The organism is Kitasatospora sp. NPDC058046 (genome assembly GCF_042885595.1).
Classification (GTDB): domain Bacteria; phylum Actinomycetota; class Actinomycetes; order Streptomycetales; family Streptomycetaceae; genus Kitasatospora.
This window is the reverse complement of record NZ_JBHVRS010000033.1, coordinates 72412-88289: the sequence shown is the minus strand read 5'-3', so window position 1 is coordinate 88289 and position 15878 is coordinate 72412. Positions and strand designations below refer to the sequence as shown.

Sequence of the window (15878 nt, the reverse complement as noted above, 5' to 3'; positions counted from 1 at the left end):
GGCACGTAGAGCAGTTGCGTGACCGTCCGGTGGGTGCCGGGGTAGGTCCGGCGCTGGTAGATCCGCAGTCGGGGGAAGACGACGGTCTGCTCGGGATGGGAGAGGTCGAACAGCTGCTCCAGGTCGTGGGGCAGCAGGGTGCCGTCCTCGTCCACCAGGTCAACGTGGCCGGAGGCCAGGGGCTGGTGGGCGGCGATGCCCGGGGTCGTCGGCTCCACGTGGTCCGGCTCCGGCTCGGCTGTGGGGCCGGGCGGCGGGTCGAGCGGCGCGGCGGCCGAGAGCTCGGCTGGCGGGGTCTCCAGGTCCGGGCCGTCCGCGCCGGCGGTCTTCGCCGCAGGGGCGGCGGTGGGCTTCGTGGTGGGCTTGCGGGCGGCCATCAGTGCGCCTTGAAGTTGCCGTAGACGAAGCTCTCGGGGCGCGGCACTTCGAGGCCGATGCGCTCGGACCCGCGCATCGTGACGACGCCCCTCTCGAAGTTATCGCGGTTCTCCGTGCTGACCTGGACCGAGACCTGCTCCCGGTCGTACAGGCGCGCGCCCAGGCCGAAGGACCCGATGAGGAACTTGCCCTGGTTGATGGCCATGGAGTCCACCACGGCGAGCCGCCAGACGACCTTCTGCGCGCCGATCGCGACGTTCACGGCGACCCGGTACGCGCCCTGGCCGTCGGTCTCCAGTTCCAGGTCCTCGAAGTCGAACGGGTGGAGCACGATGCCGCTCGGCGGGTAGAAGGCGAGCACGGCGCGGGTGGCCGCTCGGCGGATCGCCGCGCTCTGCTTGTCGGTGTCGGCCTGGGCGTAGGTCTGCACGCCCTGGGTGTTGACGATGCCGGTGATCTTCTCGTCGCCGCCGGCGCCGTAGAGGATCTCGTTGTCCTCGGTCATCTTGACGCCGTCGACGAGTTCGCTGTCGATGATGTCGCGCAGCCGCGGCTCGTCGGCCAGGGTGTTCTTGTGGATGGGGAGCGTGGTCGCGATCTCGGCGACCGGGTAGGTGACGGTCTTGAACGTCAGCTGCGACTGCGGGGCTCGCGCGTACACCTCGACGGCGGCCGTGCCGCCGGGCGGCACCTCCATGGCCCGCTCGGGCACGATCGCGGCCGCGTTGGTGAAGCCGGTGACGCGCACCCCGTACAGGATGTTGGCGGTGGTGGTCTGGGAGGGGAACAGGTCCCGGATGCGGCCGGGGCGCACCGCGCGCGGAACGATGTCCAGGTGCTCGGGGGTGCCGAAGCCGAGGACACCGGCGGTGCCGGCGCTGCGGCTGAAGACGTCCTTGCGGCCGAGCTGGTCCAGGGCGGCGCCGTCGATGGTCACCATCTGGTCGAACGAGCCGCGGAAGCCGGCGGCCTTGAGGCCCTTGAACTCGTCGCTGTCGAGGAACTGCTGGCCGAGCGACTTCACCTGGCTGGCGAGGTGGGCCGCGAGAGCGGCGTCCTGTGGGGCGAAGGGCTGCGAGGTGGGCTCGTTGAGGAAGGCGTGGACGTTCGCCGCGCCCTCCAGGTCGGTGATCAGCTGCTTGATCTCCTGGGCCTCGCCGAGGGCCTTGCGGAACGCGGCGGCCTTCTCGGCCGAGACGGTGACTCCGCCGTCCTCGACGGTGAAGGACGCGCTGATGGTGTCGAGTTCGGCGGCCTTGGCGCGCAGCGCGCCGTTGAGCTCCTTGAGTCGGGTCTTGTCGGTGGTGGTGGGCACGGTGTGGCGCTCCTCGGGATGGTGCCGGGCCACCCCGCCAGCGCGGGACGGAGAGGGTCGAGCCGTGCGACCGGTCAGCACCGGATCGCCACGGTGATCGGCACACCGTAGGAAGACCTGATCGCTAGTGTCGCGTCGAGCGCCGAGGCGCGTGTCCGGCGTCGCCGACCGTCGGGCTCTCCCCTTTCAAGTCACCCTTCTAGCAGCTGATTTGGCTGTGCCCATGCCTGTGGGACGTGGGTGAGTGTGGTGGTGTCCGGCAGGGTGCCGGACACCCGGCTGCCGCCGGCCAGCGCGCTGGAGACACGCATGTACCCCTTCCCCAGACCCCAACTGCCACTCCTGGATGCCGCCTCGTGCCCACCGGCCGACGACCGCGATACGAAGCCGCCCCTGACCGTCGACGGGACGGCGTTCCACGTCGTTCGGACCTCCGCCGGGTGGGCCCTGCGGATCATCTCCTCCTCCTCGGTCGAGTTGTACGGGCCGTCGGACAGCTCCGAGCAGGCGGAGGAGTGGCTGCACCGGTACGCGGCATGGCGACTGTGGCCGTTGACCCGGACCCGCGGGCCCTGGGGCTGCCTGGTCAAGGCCCCGGAGGGCTGGATGACCGCGCTGGCACACACGGCCCTGCCCCCGACCGTCCGACCACACCGTGGCGTGCAGGACGCGGAGGTGTACGTCGCCGGTCATCTGATCGCCCCGGCCGCGTGGTCGGCTGTGCACGACACCAGCCTGCCGTCGGGGATCTGGGCGCTCGAAGCCCAGTTCTGGGTGCGGGAGGGCTATCGGGTACTGGCGACGTGGGCCACGGTCGACCTGGGAAAGATCACCCGCGACGCCTACCGGAACGACGAGCTCGGCCGGGGCAACTACTCGCCGACCAACCTGGCCGAGCGGCTCGGCGTCTCGCCGTCGGCAATCTCCGGCGCCGCGTCCGGAACCGGCTGGAATCCCCCGATCAACAGGTCAACCGGCGTGCTGGCGAACCGAAATCGACGCCTGTAGAAGCCGAGGAACGCTGAAGGGGCGGACACATACCTGTGTCCGCCCCTTCAGCGTTCGTGGTAGCGGGGACAGGATTTGAACCTGCGACCTCTGGGTTATGAGCCCAGCGAGCTACCGAGCTGCTCCACCCCGCGTCGGTGGTCCCGACTGTACGGCACTAGCCGGTGATCACAAACTCAGTTCCGACCTTTGCCGATCGGCTCAGCGGGCAAGCTGGCCGGCAAGGGTCGGGGAGGGTTACGGGATCTCCCCGAAGTCCTCGTCGTCGCACAGGATCGTGAGGCGGCTGATGACGGCTTCGAGGGTCGCCGGGGGCGGGGGTGGAGACCTTCGTGGCAGCGGGCGAGCATGTCGCGCCTGACGTCGTCGGGCAGCAGGGCCTTGCTGACGCGGACTGTGCGCGGTGCCCGTGGTTTCGTTGCCAGTCGCTCGGTCTGGCCGCGCATGGGCGGCGTCGCGAGTCTCGCCGAGGCTCAGGTGGTGCAAGTGGAGCAGGCAGGCGGCGGTGGCAGTTCGCCACCGGCGGCAAACTGCCACCAGAACTGCGCGGGCTGTGTACAGTCACGTAACTCTGGGTATGAATTCCGCGACCCTCTGCACTGGGAGAACGTGGTGAAGGCAAAGTCTCTCCTCGTCCCGCTCGCCGTCCTGCCGCTACTGTGCCTGGCCACACCGGCTCAAGCGGCACAACGCGCCAACCCGTACGCCGGCAAGTCGCCTTACGCGGTGATCGGCGGTCGCACCTGCGCCTCCGACTCGAAGACCAAAGAGACCGCAGAAATCGTCAGGGGCGACGGCGTCTACGGCATTGTGTATCTTCGGCAGAACTCGCGATGCTCCACATTGTGGGCCTTCGTGAACTTCGGAGCGAAGCTCCACGCCAATGAGTTCGGGAATGCCTACATTCAACGCCTCTACCCACCCAATAACACCATTGTCACCTTCAACTGCGACACGGCCAACGGAAACGGGCATGTCCGGGCAGGCCAGGTCACCTGCTATACGCCGATGATGAACAATGATGACTACCTATACCGGGCCGAGGGAGCGCTATACCACAAGAACAGCGCCGGGAAATGGGTCCAATACGCCTTCGGAAAGACGCGGTGGATCTAGCGGTGCAACTGCACCCGTACTACGACACCGCTGAACCCGTGCGCTCCACTAAGTTTCAACTGCCGTCCCGGGCATCGGCGAACAGCGCGAGGGCCGCGCTGATCTCGTTCGGCTCGAGGACCGCCGTGGCCAGGTTCTTGCTCTCGCCAGTCGGGGGCTCGGGCGTCTGCCAGTCGATGCCGGCGGCGGCCAGCACGGCGACCAGATGCTGTACGGCGGAGGCCAGGCGGTCGGCGTTCTCCCCTGACAGGACGCGTCCCGCCTTGTGCTGGAGGTCCGCGAGGGTCTTCATCTGGGAGGCGACCCGTTCGACGTCGGGCGCGAGGGCGGCCAGCGCCGCGTCGGGTCCGGTTCCTTCGACGTCGAGGACCAGGCGCACGGGGTTGGGCTGGCCGACGGACGGGACGCCGTCGCCGGAGAGCGTGTAGGGGACTTCCCAGCTGGTCGAGCCGAAGCCGTTCTCAGTGTACCTCCAGACGGTCGCGACGACCCGGTCCGGGTAGGTGCCGATGACCTGCACCGTGCCGTGCTCAAGGCGGTCTTCCCCGGTGGGGCGCAGGCGCTGTTCCACGGCGGAGGCGATGGCGTCGATCCGCTCCTCCAGGGTGCCGGCCAGCGGCGCCAGTTCCACCTGGGTGTCGGCCAGGACGCCTCGGGCCTTGCCGGGGTGCTGCTTGAGGTCGAGGGTCGAGGTGTAGGGGTTCGCGCCGAACAGCACCGGGCTGTACTCGTACAGGTCCAGGTCGGTGATGCGGCGAACCCCTTTGGAGCGTTTGGCCGTTCGGACCTGGTAGCCGATCGACCACTGCACCTGGTCGCCGAAGAACAGCAGGTTGGCGTACATGTCCTTCCCGGCCTGGGTGGCCAGGTTGCAGCGGCCCTTGACCAGGAGAGCGCCGGCCTCGGCGGGCCAGGGCTGGCCGTTCGGCAGGGTGGCGGGCAGTCGGGAGTCGCCGGGCAGCAGTTCCTCGGTGTGTTCGGTGCGGGCGGTCCACACGTTCCAGTCGTGCGACCACACGCCCTTCGGCGTGATCTCCGTCAGGGTGCGGGCGTAGGCGCCGGGCTCGATCACGTCGCCATCGTGGTCGCGCAGCCCGGTGATCGACACGAGCGTGGTGAAGGTGCCCTGGTCGTCGTCGGTCTCCAGCACGCCGAGCATCGCCTGCTTGTGGTCCAGCGTGCTGCTGGGGGTCGGTGCCACCGTGTCGCTCCCGGTTCGCTGGGTTGGTGGCGGTCACGGTAGGCGGGCGGCGGGCTTGGGTCTCGTTCTACCCGTCGTACCAGTTGTCGTCGTCGGTCTCGGCGTAGACCTGCTGGACGTGCCAGTCTCCGGGGCCGGCGAGGACGACGATCTCGGACTCGTCCAGGCAGCCGATGCCGGTCCCCGGGACGGCCAGGACGCGGGTGACGGGCACGTCGCCGCTGATCGTGTAGCCGACGTGGACCTCGCCGCCGTGCGTGGCGAAGTCGGCGGCGACATGCTCTTCGGTGGTGAAGGAGGACAGCGGGCGCAGGGGCAGGTCCGTGACCGTGCCCTGGCCGTCGATCTCGCTGACGTGGGTGTCGTCGTAGCCGCCGGTGAAGCCGCGGTGGACGGTGACGTGGGTGACGCCGAGGTCGGCGAAGTGCGCCTGGGTGCTCTCCCACATGGCGGTGAGGAAGGCGTGCAGCACGGGGCCGTCTTCGGCAAGGGCCTGGGCGGTTTCGGCGTCGAGGTCGGCGTCCCCGTGGTCCCAGGCCATGGTGTCGGTGAGGTTGAAGGCCTGGCGGGCGGTCTCCTGGAGGGCGAGGGCGTTCGCGTCATGGTCGTTGGAGGTCGCCGCCCACCCGGCGACGTGGTGGGAGACGGCCTCGGCGCGGGCGAAGTCCCGGTACTCCTCGGCGCCCATCCTCACGTAGCCCCAGGGCTCGCGGCGGGCGCCGCTGTCGAGGTCGGCTTGGTCGATGTGGTCGGCGTAGCCGTTCGCCCCGGACTCCGGCCGGTACGCGGCGAGGTCTCCGGCACGGACCCGGGCGAGGCGGTCGCGCTGGCGGTCGGACAGCAGTTGCTCGTCGGGGACGCCGCTCATCTTCTTGGCGAGCGAGTCGCACATGGCGGCCTTGAGCTTCGCGGGGGACCTCCCCCGCTTCCCGAGCAGGTCTCCCTGGCTCACCGCGTGGTCGTCGGCGAGGGTGCCCGGGAGGCCGACTCGGCCGGCGCCCGGGTGGTGGGCGAAACGGCCTTGGAGGTCACGCGCGTGCCGGGCCTCGTCCCAGAGCCGGTTCTTGCGGCGCAACCGCAGGGTGACGGCAGGGAAGTCGTGCACCGCACCGCCTTCTGCCGGGGATCAGGACGGCGGCAGCGTGGCACCGGGCCGGGGGTGGTGTCGCGCCGAGCGGTCGGGGGCTACTCGGCGGTCTGCCAGTGCCAGGTGCCGGGGCCGGCCAGGATGACGACTTCCGACTCGTCCAGGCAGCCGAGCCCCGTGGCCGGCGTCGCGATCACCCGCTCTGCGGGCACGATCGCGCTCATCACGAAGCCGGGTCCCTCGTCGGTGGCGAAGCCGTGGGCTACGTCCGGGTCGAGGGAGAAGGCCGAGAGGGGGCGCAGCAGCGGGTCGGAGAGGGTGCTGCCGTCGGCCGTCCAGCCTGCGGGCGGCCGCCCGTCGGGGGTGGCCACGCCGCGCCACACGGTCAGAGAGCCGAGTTGGGCTTCGGCGAGGTGGTTCTGGGTGCGTTCCCACATCGCCGTCAGGATCGCCGCTTGGCCGGTGCCGAGGGCGGCCCGCTGGCCGGCGGTCTCCCGTGCGATCTGGTCGGTGCTGGGCCAGTCTGCGGCTGGGTGGAGGCCGAAGGCGTCCCGTGCGGTCTCCTGGAGGGCGAGGGCCCCGGGGTCTTCGTCGTTGGAGGTCATCGCCCAGGTGGCGACCACCTGGTTGACGGCGTCGCGCCGCAGGAGCTCGCGGGCCCGGTCCGCGTCGACGCGCGTCCAGGACGGGTCCGCAGGGGAGTTGCCCAGCGGGACGGAGTTGGCGATGCCGGTCGCGTGGTCCTCGTACGCATGCATCTGCCCCGAGCGCACCTTGTCGAGCCAGGCCCGGTCAGACTCCAGCAGCAGCGTCTCGTCCGGCATGTCCCGCAGGTCGCGAGTGATCCCCTCCACGACGTTCGCCTTGTACGCCTTGGCGACACGCTCACTCTGCCCGTCGCGGAACACCAGGCCGTGCTGCTCCTCGTCGAAGTGGGGTTCGGAGCGCGGCGCCCTGGACGACCGACCCGCAGCCGCCCTGATGCGCTCCAACACCGGGTTCAGCCCCATGCCGGCGGAGCCGTGCGCGAACCGGCCGTGGCCGTCCCTCGGGTGAAGGTGCTCATCGAACGGCTTGTTCTTCGAACGGAATCTCAGCCGGACGACCCTGGCGGTGACGTTCACTTGCCCCTCCGGTTTGGGTGGAAGGGCAAGCGTCCCGATCAGCATGCTTAGCGTCAGCTTCGTGGACTACGGTGTTCCTGGCGCCGGGGAGACTGAGGGGGATGGCTGTGGTCTGCATGTGCGGGTCGGAACTCCACCCGGGGTACAACTACTGTCCGGGCTGCTCTCGGCCTCTCAACCCGGCCATCAGTTTGGAGGATCTCCCCGGAAGTGTTGTGGGGCAATCGTTGTGCCATACCTTCCGGGCGCTGTCCGCGAGGACCTTCGAACTGCTCGCTCAAGACCACTTCGACGGGGGCCGCCTGGTGCCCCACGAGGACGATCTGACCCGGCGTAACCTCATTGACCTCATCCGCCTCCACCAAGCTCAGATCCGTTCCCACCGATTCGTGGCAGCTGAGGAGGCGAAGAACGGGTCGGACTGGGAGTGGTGGCTTCACTCAGGGAGTTCCGGGATCGGGCTGCGTGTGCAGGCGAAGCGGGCTCGCCGCGGTGGGGCGTTCAAGTTTGACGCGCCCGCTGGCACCACGGGCCGCAGCCAGTGCGACGCGCTGATCCAGTCTGCCGACGACAAGGGCATGATTCCGCTCTACGTCCTCTACAACCACAGGAATTGGGTACCCCGCACGGGGCTCGGCGGGATCAGCACTTGCATGCACGGACCTGGGCAGCAGGCTCACCTGGGTTGCACCATCGTGTCCGCGCGGATCGTTCAGGCCCGCCTCGACCATGGCAAGAAGGGCTACGCCCCGGTGCGGAACCAGAGCGTGCCATGGCACAAGCTCTTCTGCGAAGGACCGGCGGACAGCCTGCACGGCCTGGATGCGGCAGCGTTCAGGTTCGAGCGGATGGACGAGGAAGGCGCGGACGCCGTTCGGCGGGCGGATGAAGCTGCTGCTGCGCGGCAGGCGAGGGCCGAGGCCGACAGGTACAGGGCAGAGTCGGATGGGAGCAGTCGGCCGCACGTGATCTACGACCTCGACATGCCGCTGGGCATGCCAGTCCCTGAGGTCTTCCGGATGGATCGGCTGGGTCCAGATGAATCGTTGAATGACGGGCCGTCGTCCGGGCAGTGGCCGTTCGCAGAGGTGGTGCCGGACGAGTTCAACGGTGCTGACGCCCCGCGTCGACACCGTCTACCGGACTACGTGGAGGACCTGATCGCGGGGCGGGAGATTGACCAGCCAGACGAGCGGGTCAGCTGGGTGGTCGCCCTGAATGTGGGCGAGGGTCAGGACGGATCCTCCTGAGCCGCTTCGTCGCGGAGTTGCTGCGGCGCTGCCTTGCCGAACGGCTGGGCCAGGACTCGGCGGGCCGCCTCCTGCCGGTCGACGCGCAGTACCTGAGCGAGCCCGTCGAGCGTGGTGACGGGCTCGCCGTTCGCGTAGCGGATGTCCCAGCGCCGGCTGCGCAGCCAGTCCTCGTTGAGCTGCTGGCGGTCGCTCGGTGTTCCGGTGGTCATGCTTCATCCTCACACGGGGGGACGGGCGGGGTCGTCGCGGTCTGCAGGTCGGGCGGGCGGTCAGCGTTCGAGCCTCCAGGCCAGGCGGCATCGGCAGTTGACGGCCTGCCCGGGCGGGGCGGCGGTGTCGCCGGGGTGGCGTAGCAGGTCCTCGCCGATGGTGAAGGGCTGTCCGTAGGGCTGGGTCTGGCCGTCGGCCGCGTCGTGGTCGGGCCTCGTGCGGCCGTCGTCGTGGGCAACCCAGCGGCGGACGAGCCCGGTGCGGGCGCTGGCGGCGGCGGCCTGGTCACGGGCGCTCTCGACGGTGACGGTGGCGAGGTGGCTTGCCTTGACGCTCGCCCGGTTCGCGAGGGAGCGGCCCCAGTCGCGGGTGGCCTCGGCGATGTCAGCCAGGTTCTTGCCCTCCCGATCGGAGCCGGCCATGTCGTCGGCGAGGGCCTGGGCCTGCTTGGCGAGCCAGTCGGTGAGCAGCGGGGCGATCGTGGGCCAGACGGCGGCGGTGGCGGTGCCGGTCGACCCGAGGGCGGCGTGGAGCTCGGTCACGGCCGTGGTGGCGGCCTGTTCGATGAGGGGCCGGAGGGCCTGGACGGCTTCCTGCTGCCAGGTCGCGATGTCGATCACCTGGTCGACGGGCAGGCCCTTGATGCCGGTGGCGGCATCGGTGGTGCCGCCTCGGTCGTCCCAGTGCCGGGTGTCCTTGCGGTGCCGGGGGGAGTGGAGCCGGGCGACGGTGCGTTCCGTCCAGCGGGTGGTGAGCGTCTGGAGGGCGTCGTCCAGGCGGCCCCGGAGGGAGTCGGCCGCGGTCTCGTCCAAGACGAGGTCGGCGGCGGGTGCCAAGGTCTTGCCCGTGGCCGGCACCGGGGGCGGCGTCGTGGTCCCGAGGGCCGGAGCATCTGCCGTGCGGGCGGGCAGGGCGGTCCGACCGGAGGCCAGCCACAGGGCCCGGGTCTCGGGGGTGTCATCGATCTCGTCGGCGTATCCGGCGAGTTCGGCGTAGGAGCGGATCGAGCGGACGCCGGCGGCGACTTCCTCACGGGCTTCGGACAGGCGCTTGGTGCGGGGTTCGCGCAGCACGTCGATGTCGGAGGTGTCGAAGTAGACCTCGTTGTCGTCCCCGGCGTCGTCCTGGAAGGCGTCGGCGATCAGCCGCAGGTGCGGCGGCATGGTGATCTCCCAGAACGTGGTCTTCTCGGCCCGGGCGTTGTCGAACGTCCTGCCCGACGCGTTGCCGAGCTGGGACTCCGGAACGCCGAACGCGGCGAGCAGCTCGATCTTGGACAGGGCGGCGACGGTCTCGTAGGCCATGTCCCGGGGTGTGACGGAGGTGTCGGTGACGGTGACGTTGCCGCCGTTCAGCACTGTCCAGGAGCCGGCCGCGGACGGCCCGGTGCCGAACCTGGCGCGCAGCAGGCGCAGTTCGTCGTCGTCCATGTCGCCGTCGATGCCGATCACGCCGCCGGGCCTGGCGTCGTTGTTGACGAACGACAGGTTGTAGTGGCGGGTGAAGAAGTCGAGGTCGGCGCTCAGGCCGGCGGCTTCCAGCGGGGTGATGCCGGAGTAGGGGTCGAGCGGGTGGGGGGTTCGGATCCACCGCACACGTTCCACGTCGAGGTGGCGCAGCTCGCCGGTGATCGTGACGGTCTCGAAGTGCGAGATCAGGTCGCTGCCGGTGGAGGGTACCGGCCGGGTGCGGCCGGGTGGCAGCAGGTCGATCCGCAGCAGGTCGCCTCCGCGCGAGAACGTCGGTTCGAGGAACACCCCGCGCTTGGACAGCAGCAGTTGCATGCTGACCCGCTTCTTGAAGGTCCACGCGCCCTCGGCCGGGTTGGCCCTGATGTTCATCGCGCGGTAGAGCGGGTGCGCGTCGTGGGGAGGTAGCGGCTCGTCGGAGGTGCCGCTGCGTGGGCGGACCCGTAGCGGCCGGTCGGCGGCGTGGTTGGAGATCGTGTCGACGGCCTTGTAGATCCACACGGCCCGTTCCATGCCGTCGCGCACCGCGCGTTCGACGGACCACGGACGGGCCCGGTCCACGCCTGCGGGCGTCCAGCCGAGGGTGTAGTCCGCAGTGGACTTCGTGGCCGGCGCGGGGCGGCGCAGGGTGGGGAACCAGCGGCGGGGCATGCGTTCTCCTACTGCTGCTCGTTGTGGTGGCCGAGGACGGCGGCGGCCGAGAGCGCGAGCAGGCTGGTGCCGGCGAGGCCGAGGCGGGGGTCGGTGGTGTAGGCGGCCACGTTGAGGCCGATGGTGCCGAGTGCGAGTAGGACGACGGCGACGACGTCGCGCACCCGGCGTGCGGTCAGGTGCGCGACGTCGTCGGTCAGGTGGGGCTGGTGCCTGCTGGGTACGGTCACGGCAGGCAGGCTAGGCACTTCGGTGCCTAGCGTCCCGGCGGCTGCTCCCGCTTGCGGTTGCCCGCGTCCCCTGGGTCCGGCTTTCGGAAGTTCTCGGCCGCGGCGACCTGGTGGCGATGCTCGGGGGCGGGACGGCGCTTGCGCGTGCCGATGGGCCCTCCGTGCAGCATCTGGTCGGCCCCGGCACACGGGTCTTCGCAGACCTCGTCGTAGGGCCTGCGGCAGCGGATGCAGATCACGTCTGCGGAACGGATCTTGGTTGTGGCCGGGACGCGGTAGACGCCGCGGCGGCGTGCGTAGGCTGCGCCTTGCGTGTCCACGGGGACGTACGCGGCGATCACCCACTCGTGGAGGTCGGTGTTGCTGTCGTCGGTCGTCGTGCTGTCAGTGTTCAAGCTGCACTCCCCTCGCCAGCAGGCGCCCGTGTGGGTGGGCGCCGGCGGCAGCAGCGGTTGTTCGTCTCTGCGTGGCGCTCTGTGCGCCCGTGCGGCCTTCGGGCGGTACCCGAAGGGGCGTTGTCCTCAGTACTGGTAGACGGGTATGCCGTTTTCCAGCTGGGCGGCTTGGGCCTGGTGCACCTGTCGGCCGAGGGCCGTGTGCGTCGGCGTGGCGCCTTCGGCTCGGGGCAGGGCGGTCGCCCCGTGCGCGGTCTCGCGCGAGATCGGGTTTGTGCTCCCCCCCGCTTCGCCGACGGTGCTCCCCCAAGCACCCGGACGGCGTACGGCAGCACGTCGATTCGTGATCCGATTTGCGTGCTGATGATGAGTCAGCACGGCTGGTGTGCGCAAGTTTCCCCTCCATTCCGAGAGTTACGGATTGGGGATCTCCCCCCTACTCGACCGTAGATGGTGTGCGGCCGATGCGGAATCTGCCCGCTGCACAGGAGGCGTATCACCGCTGCACAGTGAACACCGACAGTAGCGCATGTCACTTAGCGTAGTCGGCGCAAGGGTGGGGCCGTCAACGCGAGAGCGGCAGGGGGATGTTGAACTCACCGGCGATCGCCAGCACGACGTCGTACGCGTCGGCGGACTGACCGAGCAGGTCCCGCTGGAGGAACCGGGAAGCGATGCGCAGCCGCTTGCGGACGGTCTGCGCGTGGATCCTGAGGGCGCCGGCCATGCGGGCCGTGTCACCGTCGGCCAGGACCCACGCCTTCAGGGTGTCGACCAGTTCCTCCGTCAGGACCTGGAGGAAGTCCTGCCCCCAGGCCTGCGCTTCGGGGTGGGCCAGATAGTCCTGGAGGTCGGCCGGTCCAGAGTGCGTCCCCTCATCGACGTACTCGTCCAGGAACAGCGCCTCCAACGCGGCCGCCACCACCGCCCGGTCGCGGAGGGCTTCGAGATCGACCCCCAGGATGGTCGCTGCGGCCCGCACGCGGTTCGCGACGGTGTTGCGGTGGACACCGGTGAGCTCGGCAGCCGCTCTCACCGACGACTGGAGCGTGAGCGTGAGCGTCTGGAGCAGCATGTCGCGATCCGCTTGATCCTGTCGGAGCAACGGGTGCAGCACGGCCGTGGCCCAGCCCGGGTACAGCCGGTTGAGCAGTTCTGGCAGCCTCCCCTGCGAGCTGTAGTACGCGGTCCGGGTGCGGTCGATCCGGGCCCGGGCAAGGGCCCTCAGGGCATGCCGGTGGGACTGGTCGGTCTCGGCGATCAGCCGGAGCCCGCTGGCTCCGAGGTACCGGTCGGGGCGTAGGGCGACCAGGCGGCGCAGCGCCGTGTCCATCTCGTCGTCGGTGTCCGTGACGGTGCACGGCTGCGGGGCGATGACGACCAGGTGCTCCTCGTAGATGGGGCACTGCACGACCAGGGAGAGCCTGTCGACGGCTCGCCGGCACTCGTCGTACAGGCGGTCTCGCTCGCTTGGCGGGGCCTCCAGGATGTAGACCCGGGCGGCCGCCGCGTCAAGCAGGCCCGGGTAGACCGGGGCTGCCGTACGGCGGGCCTTGAGGACCTCGCCCGTCATCAGCAGTTCCAGGATGGCGACGCGCAGTTCCCTCTCTGCGGACTGCTGGTTCTGGATCGCTGCGTCGGCGTCTTCGACCGCGAGGTGGAGGGAGAGCAGGTCAGCGGTGCGGTTGGTGACCTGGGTGAGGAGGTGACGGTCGAAGGGCGGCTCCCTGACGACGGCCAGGACGGCGCGCGGGCGGGTGCTGCCGACGGCAACGAGGCGCACCTCGGCGCCGTCGCTCTCGAGGGCTGCCGACTCAATGCGGCCGGCCGCGATCTCCTGGATCTTGTCGGCGACCGGGGCGAGCTTGCCCGCCGAGCGCTGCGGAGCCATGGCGACAACAGCTCCGTCCCGTCCGATCAGCACGACCCGGCCGCCGGTCTCGGTGGCCAGCCACCGCACGATGCGGCCCGAGCGGCGGACGTCCGGTGCGGGACGGGCCTGCCCGAGCAGCCAGTCGCGCCACTCGGCGCCGTGGCGCAGGTCGATCACGCACTCACGGGTCACCGCGTCCGCAAGATCGGCCCACGAGGTTGTGGTGGGCAGGGTGAGCAGCGGCACGCGCAAGTGCCGAAGGGCGTCGGCGAGTCCCGCGGGTACGCGGCCGGCGGTGGAGACGACGGCCAGAGCGGCAATGCCGGCTTCGGCGGTGCGGCTCACGAGTTCTTCGAAGCCAGGGTCGGTCGGGGCCCAGTGATCCAGGTCTGCGATGGCGAGGGTCGTCGAGAGGTCGCCGGATGCCCGAGGACGGTCCCCGGGGCGGACGGGCCGCACGGAGGTGATGTTGCGGGCCAGTGCGTGTGGCGGCGTGTCCGGGAATTCCGTCAATCCGAATTCGAGCATCCCGGTGAGACGCTTTAGCGATGGCATGGTCCCCCCTCTTAATGGATTATCGCGCGCTCAACCGACAGAACGCGGACATGCCAAAACTGGCGACTGCCCCCACCAGTTCTGGCTGACCGCGTTCCGGAAGACTTGCCATCAAAGCCCGGCCCATGTCCCATGTCAACGGGAATAGTTGGGCCATGCATTACCGTCGGATTGGCATCCAATTCGCCTCCCGTAGACCAGGCATTTACTGCTTGTTCGTCAGGCAATCACCCGGACACGGCGGCGACCGACTTGCGGCTCGTAGGGGGCGAGCAACACGGCCTCGGCGCGGTCGGGCGAGCTGACCCCGCGTCGCCGCATCGACCTCTTGGACTCGATGACGGTACGTCCGCCCGAGTTGGTTTCCAGCTTCGGGGCGGACATCTGGGCCTGGGTGCGGCGGTCGATGCGCAGCCGCAGCGAGCCCTGCCCGTGGGGGGACAGCAGCGATCGCATCGCCAGCCACATCTCGTCCCGCTTGTTGGAGGGACGCAGCGTGGCGGCTTCGTCGTCCCGGCCCGTGCTCTCGCTGGCGAGCACGGTGACGATCTCCGCGTGGTGGAGGCCTTCGCGCCGCCAGGCTTCCAGCAGGCCGGCGACGCCCCAGCCGATGCCGACTCCGTCGATCTTGACGCGTACGGGGGCGGTGCTGCCGAGCGCGGCGGCGAGGTCATGGGCGGCCTTGATCTCCCGCAGCACGACTCCGGCGACGACCACGGCGTCCGCGTTGTCCTGGCCGGCGGTGGCGTGGCGCAGCTCGACCAGGTCGCCGACGGAGCGGGCGATGGCGAACTCGTCGCCTCCGTCGGCGGCGACGTCGACGCCGAGCCTGACCCAGGCGCCTCGCCGTACCCGGTGGGTGCTGGTTTCGCTGTCCAGGCCGAGGGCGTTGAGGGCGACGTAGTCCGGGCCGTCCGGTTCGGGGTTGTCGCTGGCGCGCTCGACCCAGGAGGAGGGGATGGCGCGGGCCTGGCCCCCTCGGGGGAACCTCGCGTGCACCTTCGCCTGGACGAAGGGCGCGTCCTCGCCGTGGTCGCGGACGGCCTCTTCCACCCACTGGGGGTCCACGAGGTGGGTGGCGAGCAGGTGGACGGGGGCCTGGGGCGGGCAGGCACGGCAGCGCCGGGTGCGTTCACCGGACAGCAGCGGGGTGTCGTGGACGCTGATCGGCAGCACGCGCACGGCGGGGTCGGCGCAGGTCTGCTCGAACCAGCTGCCTTCGTCGTCGGTGGGCGGGTTGCCGATCAGCAGGGCACGGGTGTGCTCGCCGGTGAGCAGGCCGCGCATCGCGGCGCCGATGATCCGGCCGATGCCGCCGGCCTCGTCCACGATGACCATCAGGCGGGGGGCGTGGATGCCCTGGACGGCGGACTCGTCGTGCGGCGGAGCGCTGAAGCCGTAGGCGACCACGGTGTCCGAGCCGTGGCGGTCGGGCATTTTCCACTGGGCGACGCCGACTTCGCCGGGCAGGCCCGCACGGGCGACGATCTGGCGGATGTGGGGCCACATCTGGCGCTGGACCTGGCGGGCCCGGGTGGCGGTGGTGACCGTGAGTGCGGTGCCGGGCGGGTGGACGACGGAGGACCAGACGGCGGCGCGGGCGGCGATGTGGGTCTTGCCGGAGCCGAAGCAGCTCGGGACGGCGACGCGGCGGTGGTCGACCAGGGCCTCCAGGATGTCCCGCTGGCGGCTCCACTGGGATTCGCCGAGCACGTCCTCCACGAACCCGACCGGGTCGTCGGCCCACAGGGCGTAGGGGGTACCGGCCTCGGCGTCGGCCGCCGCGAGGACCTGCGCCCAGTCGCCGGTGTCGAGGGTCGCGTAGAAGCGCCGGCGGACGGCCGGCGCCGAGGCGGCGAGTTCCGCGTAGAGGCGGCGGCCAAGCCTTCCGGGGCGGGACGCGGGCACCGCGGGCAGCGGCTTGGTCACGTGGCCCTCCTGGTCATGTCGGTTGGCAGGCCACGGTGCCGGACCAGCGGTCGGGTGTCGCACCGAGCAGTCCCCGAGGAATTT

General features: G+C 70.3%; 13 protein-coding genes, 1 tRNA gene and 1 pseudogene. 3 read left to right on the top strand and 12 right to left on the bottom strand.

All coding sequences use genetic code 11. The features are described from left to right. Together ACFVU7_RS40915 and ACFVU7_RS40910 are read right to left on the bottom strand one after the other, a co-directional pair. A pseudogene (locus ACFVU7_RS40915) lies at positions 1-377 on the bottom strand (hypothetical protein); the annotation flags it as partial. After that, entirely contained in the window at positions 377-1693 is a 1317-nt protein-coding gene (locus tag ACFVU7_RS40910; protein WP_388051335.1) for a phage major capsid protein, read from the bottom strand. The pseudogene ACFVU7_RS40915 and the gene ACFVU7_RS40910, both read right to left, overlap by 1 nt. 309 nt (positions 1694-2002) lie before the next feature. Here ACFVU7_RS40910 and ACFVU7_RS40905 point away from each other — a divergent pair, with 309 nt between their 5' ends. After that, positions 2003-2701 carry a hypothetical protein gene (locus ACFVU7_RS40905; RefSeq protein WP_388051332.1) on the top strand — a complete coding sequence of 233 codons (699 nt, stop codon included), beginning with the start codon at positions 2003-2005 and terminating at the stop codon, positions 2699-2701. Positions 2702-2758: 57 nt separating this feature from the next. Here ACFVU7_RS40905 and ACFVU7_RS40900 read toward each other — a convergent pair. Continuing rightward, positions 2759-2835 (bottom strand) — tRNA-Met (locus ACFVU7_RS40900). A 214-nt stretch (positions 2836-3049) separates the two neighbouring features. On the opposite strand from ACFVU7_RS40900, the gene ACFVU7_RS40895 reads away from it, so the two are divergent. Next, positions 3050-3817: a DUF2690 domain-containing protein gene (locus ACFVU7_RS40895; RefSeq protein ID WP_388051329.1), complete on the top strand. Its 768-nt coding sequence runs from the start codon at positions 3050-3052 to the stop codon at positions 3815-3817. A gap of 55 nt (positions 3818-3872) precedes the next feature. Here ACFVU7_RS40895 and ACFVU7_RS40890 read toward each other — a convergent pair whose 3' ends face one another. The 3 genes from ACFVU7_RS40890 to ACFVU7_RS40880 all read right to left on the bottom strand — a co-directional run bounded on the left by ACFVU7_RS40890 (position 3873) and on the right by ACFVU7_RS40880 (position 7229). Next, entirely contained in the window at positions 3873-5018 is a 1146-nt protein-coding gene (locus ACFVU7_RS40890) for an HK97 family phage prohead protease (RefSeq protein ID WP_388051326.1), read from the bottom strand. Positions 5019-5085: 67 nt separating this feature from the next. Continuing rightward, a complete protein-coding gene (locus ACFVU7_RS40885) occupies positions 5086-6123 on the bottom strand; it encodes a hypothetical protein (protein WP_388051323.1) in 1038 nt (345 codons plus the stop codon). Between the two features lie 80 nt (positions 6124-6203). Then, positions 6204-7229 carry a hypothetical protein gene (locus ACFVU7_RS40880; RefSeq protein WP_388051321.1) on the bottom strand — a complete coding sequence of 342 codons (1026 nt, stop codon included), beginning with the start codon at positions 7227-7229 and terminating at the stop codon, positions 6204-6206. A gap of 215 nt (positions 7230-7444) precedes the next feature. Between ACFVU7_RS40880 and ACFVU7_RS40875 the strand changes: the two genes are divergently transcribed. Continuing rightward, entirely contained in the window at positions 7445-8479 is a 1035-nt protein-coding gene (locus tag ACFVU7_RS40875) for a DUF6615 family protein (protein WP_388051318.1), read from the top strand. On the opposite strand, the gene ACFVU7_RS40870 is transcribed toward ACFVU7_RS40875, so the two are convergent. From ACFVU7_RS40870 to ACFVU7_RS40845, 6 genes are all read right to left on the bottom strand, one after another. Next, complete coding sequence (locus ACFVU7_RS40870; protein WP_388051316.1) at positions 8461-8691, bottom strand: hypothetical protein; 231 nt, start codon at positions 8689-8691, stop codon at positions 8461-8463. The two genes, ACFVU7_RS40875 and ACFVU7_RS40870, sit on opposite strands and share 19 nt — an antisense overlap. A gap of 60 nt (positions 8692-8751) precedes the next feature. Then, positions 8752-10812, bottom strand: coding sequence for a phage portal protein (locus ACFVU7_RS40865; RefSeq protein WP_388051313.1), 2061 nt, complete (start codon positions 10810-10812; stop codon positions 8752-8754). A gap of 8 nt (positions 10813-10820) precedes the next feature. Next, positions 10821-11042 (bottom strand): hypothetical protein, encoded by a 222-nt coding sequence (locus ACFVU7_RS40860; protein WP_117490170.1) that lies wholly within the window; start codon positions 11040-11042, stop codon positions 10821-10823. 26 nt (positions 11043-11068) lie between these two features. Next, the gene (locus ACFVU7_RS40855; RefSeq protein ID WP_117490168.1) at positions 11069-11437 is read right to left on the bottom strand and encodes a hypothetical protein; all 369 of its coding nucleotides are present in this window, start codon (positions 11435-11437) and stop codon (positions 11069-11071) included. Between the two features lie 565 nt (positions 11438-12002). Continuing rightward, the gene (locus tag ACFVU7_RS40850) at positions 12003-13655 is read right to left on the bottom strand and encodes a helix-turn-helix domain-containing protein (protein ID WP_388051310.1); all 1653 of its coding nucleotides are present in this window, start codon (positions 13653-13655) and stop codon (positions 12003-12005) included. Positions 13656-14084: 429 nt separating this feature from the next. Continuing rightward, positions 14085-15794, bottom strand: coding sequence for a hypothetical protein (locus tag ACFVU7_RS40845; protein ID WP_388051307.1), 1710 nt, complete (start codon positions 15792-15794; stop codon positions 14085-14087). Positions 15795-15878: the final 84 nt, after the last annotated feature.

Coding starts and splice junctions, on each gene's coding strand:
- ACFVU7_RS40905 (WP_388051332.1), top strand. CDS start 2,003: ATGTACCCCTTCCCCAGACCCCAACTGCCACTCCTGGATGCCGCCTCG.
- ACFVU7_RS40895 (WP_388051329.1), top strand. CDS start 3,050: ATGTCGCGCCTGACGTCGTCGGGCAGCAGGGCCTTGCTGACGCGGACT.
- ACFVU7_RS40870 (WP_388051316.1), bottom strand. CDS start 8,691: ATGACCACCGGAACACCGAGCGACCGCCAGCAGCTCAACGAGGACTGG.
- ACFVU7_RS40865 (WP_388051313.1), bottom strand. CDS start 10,812: ATGCCCCGCCGCTGGTTCCCCACCCTGCGCCGCCCCGCGCCGGCCACG.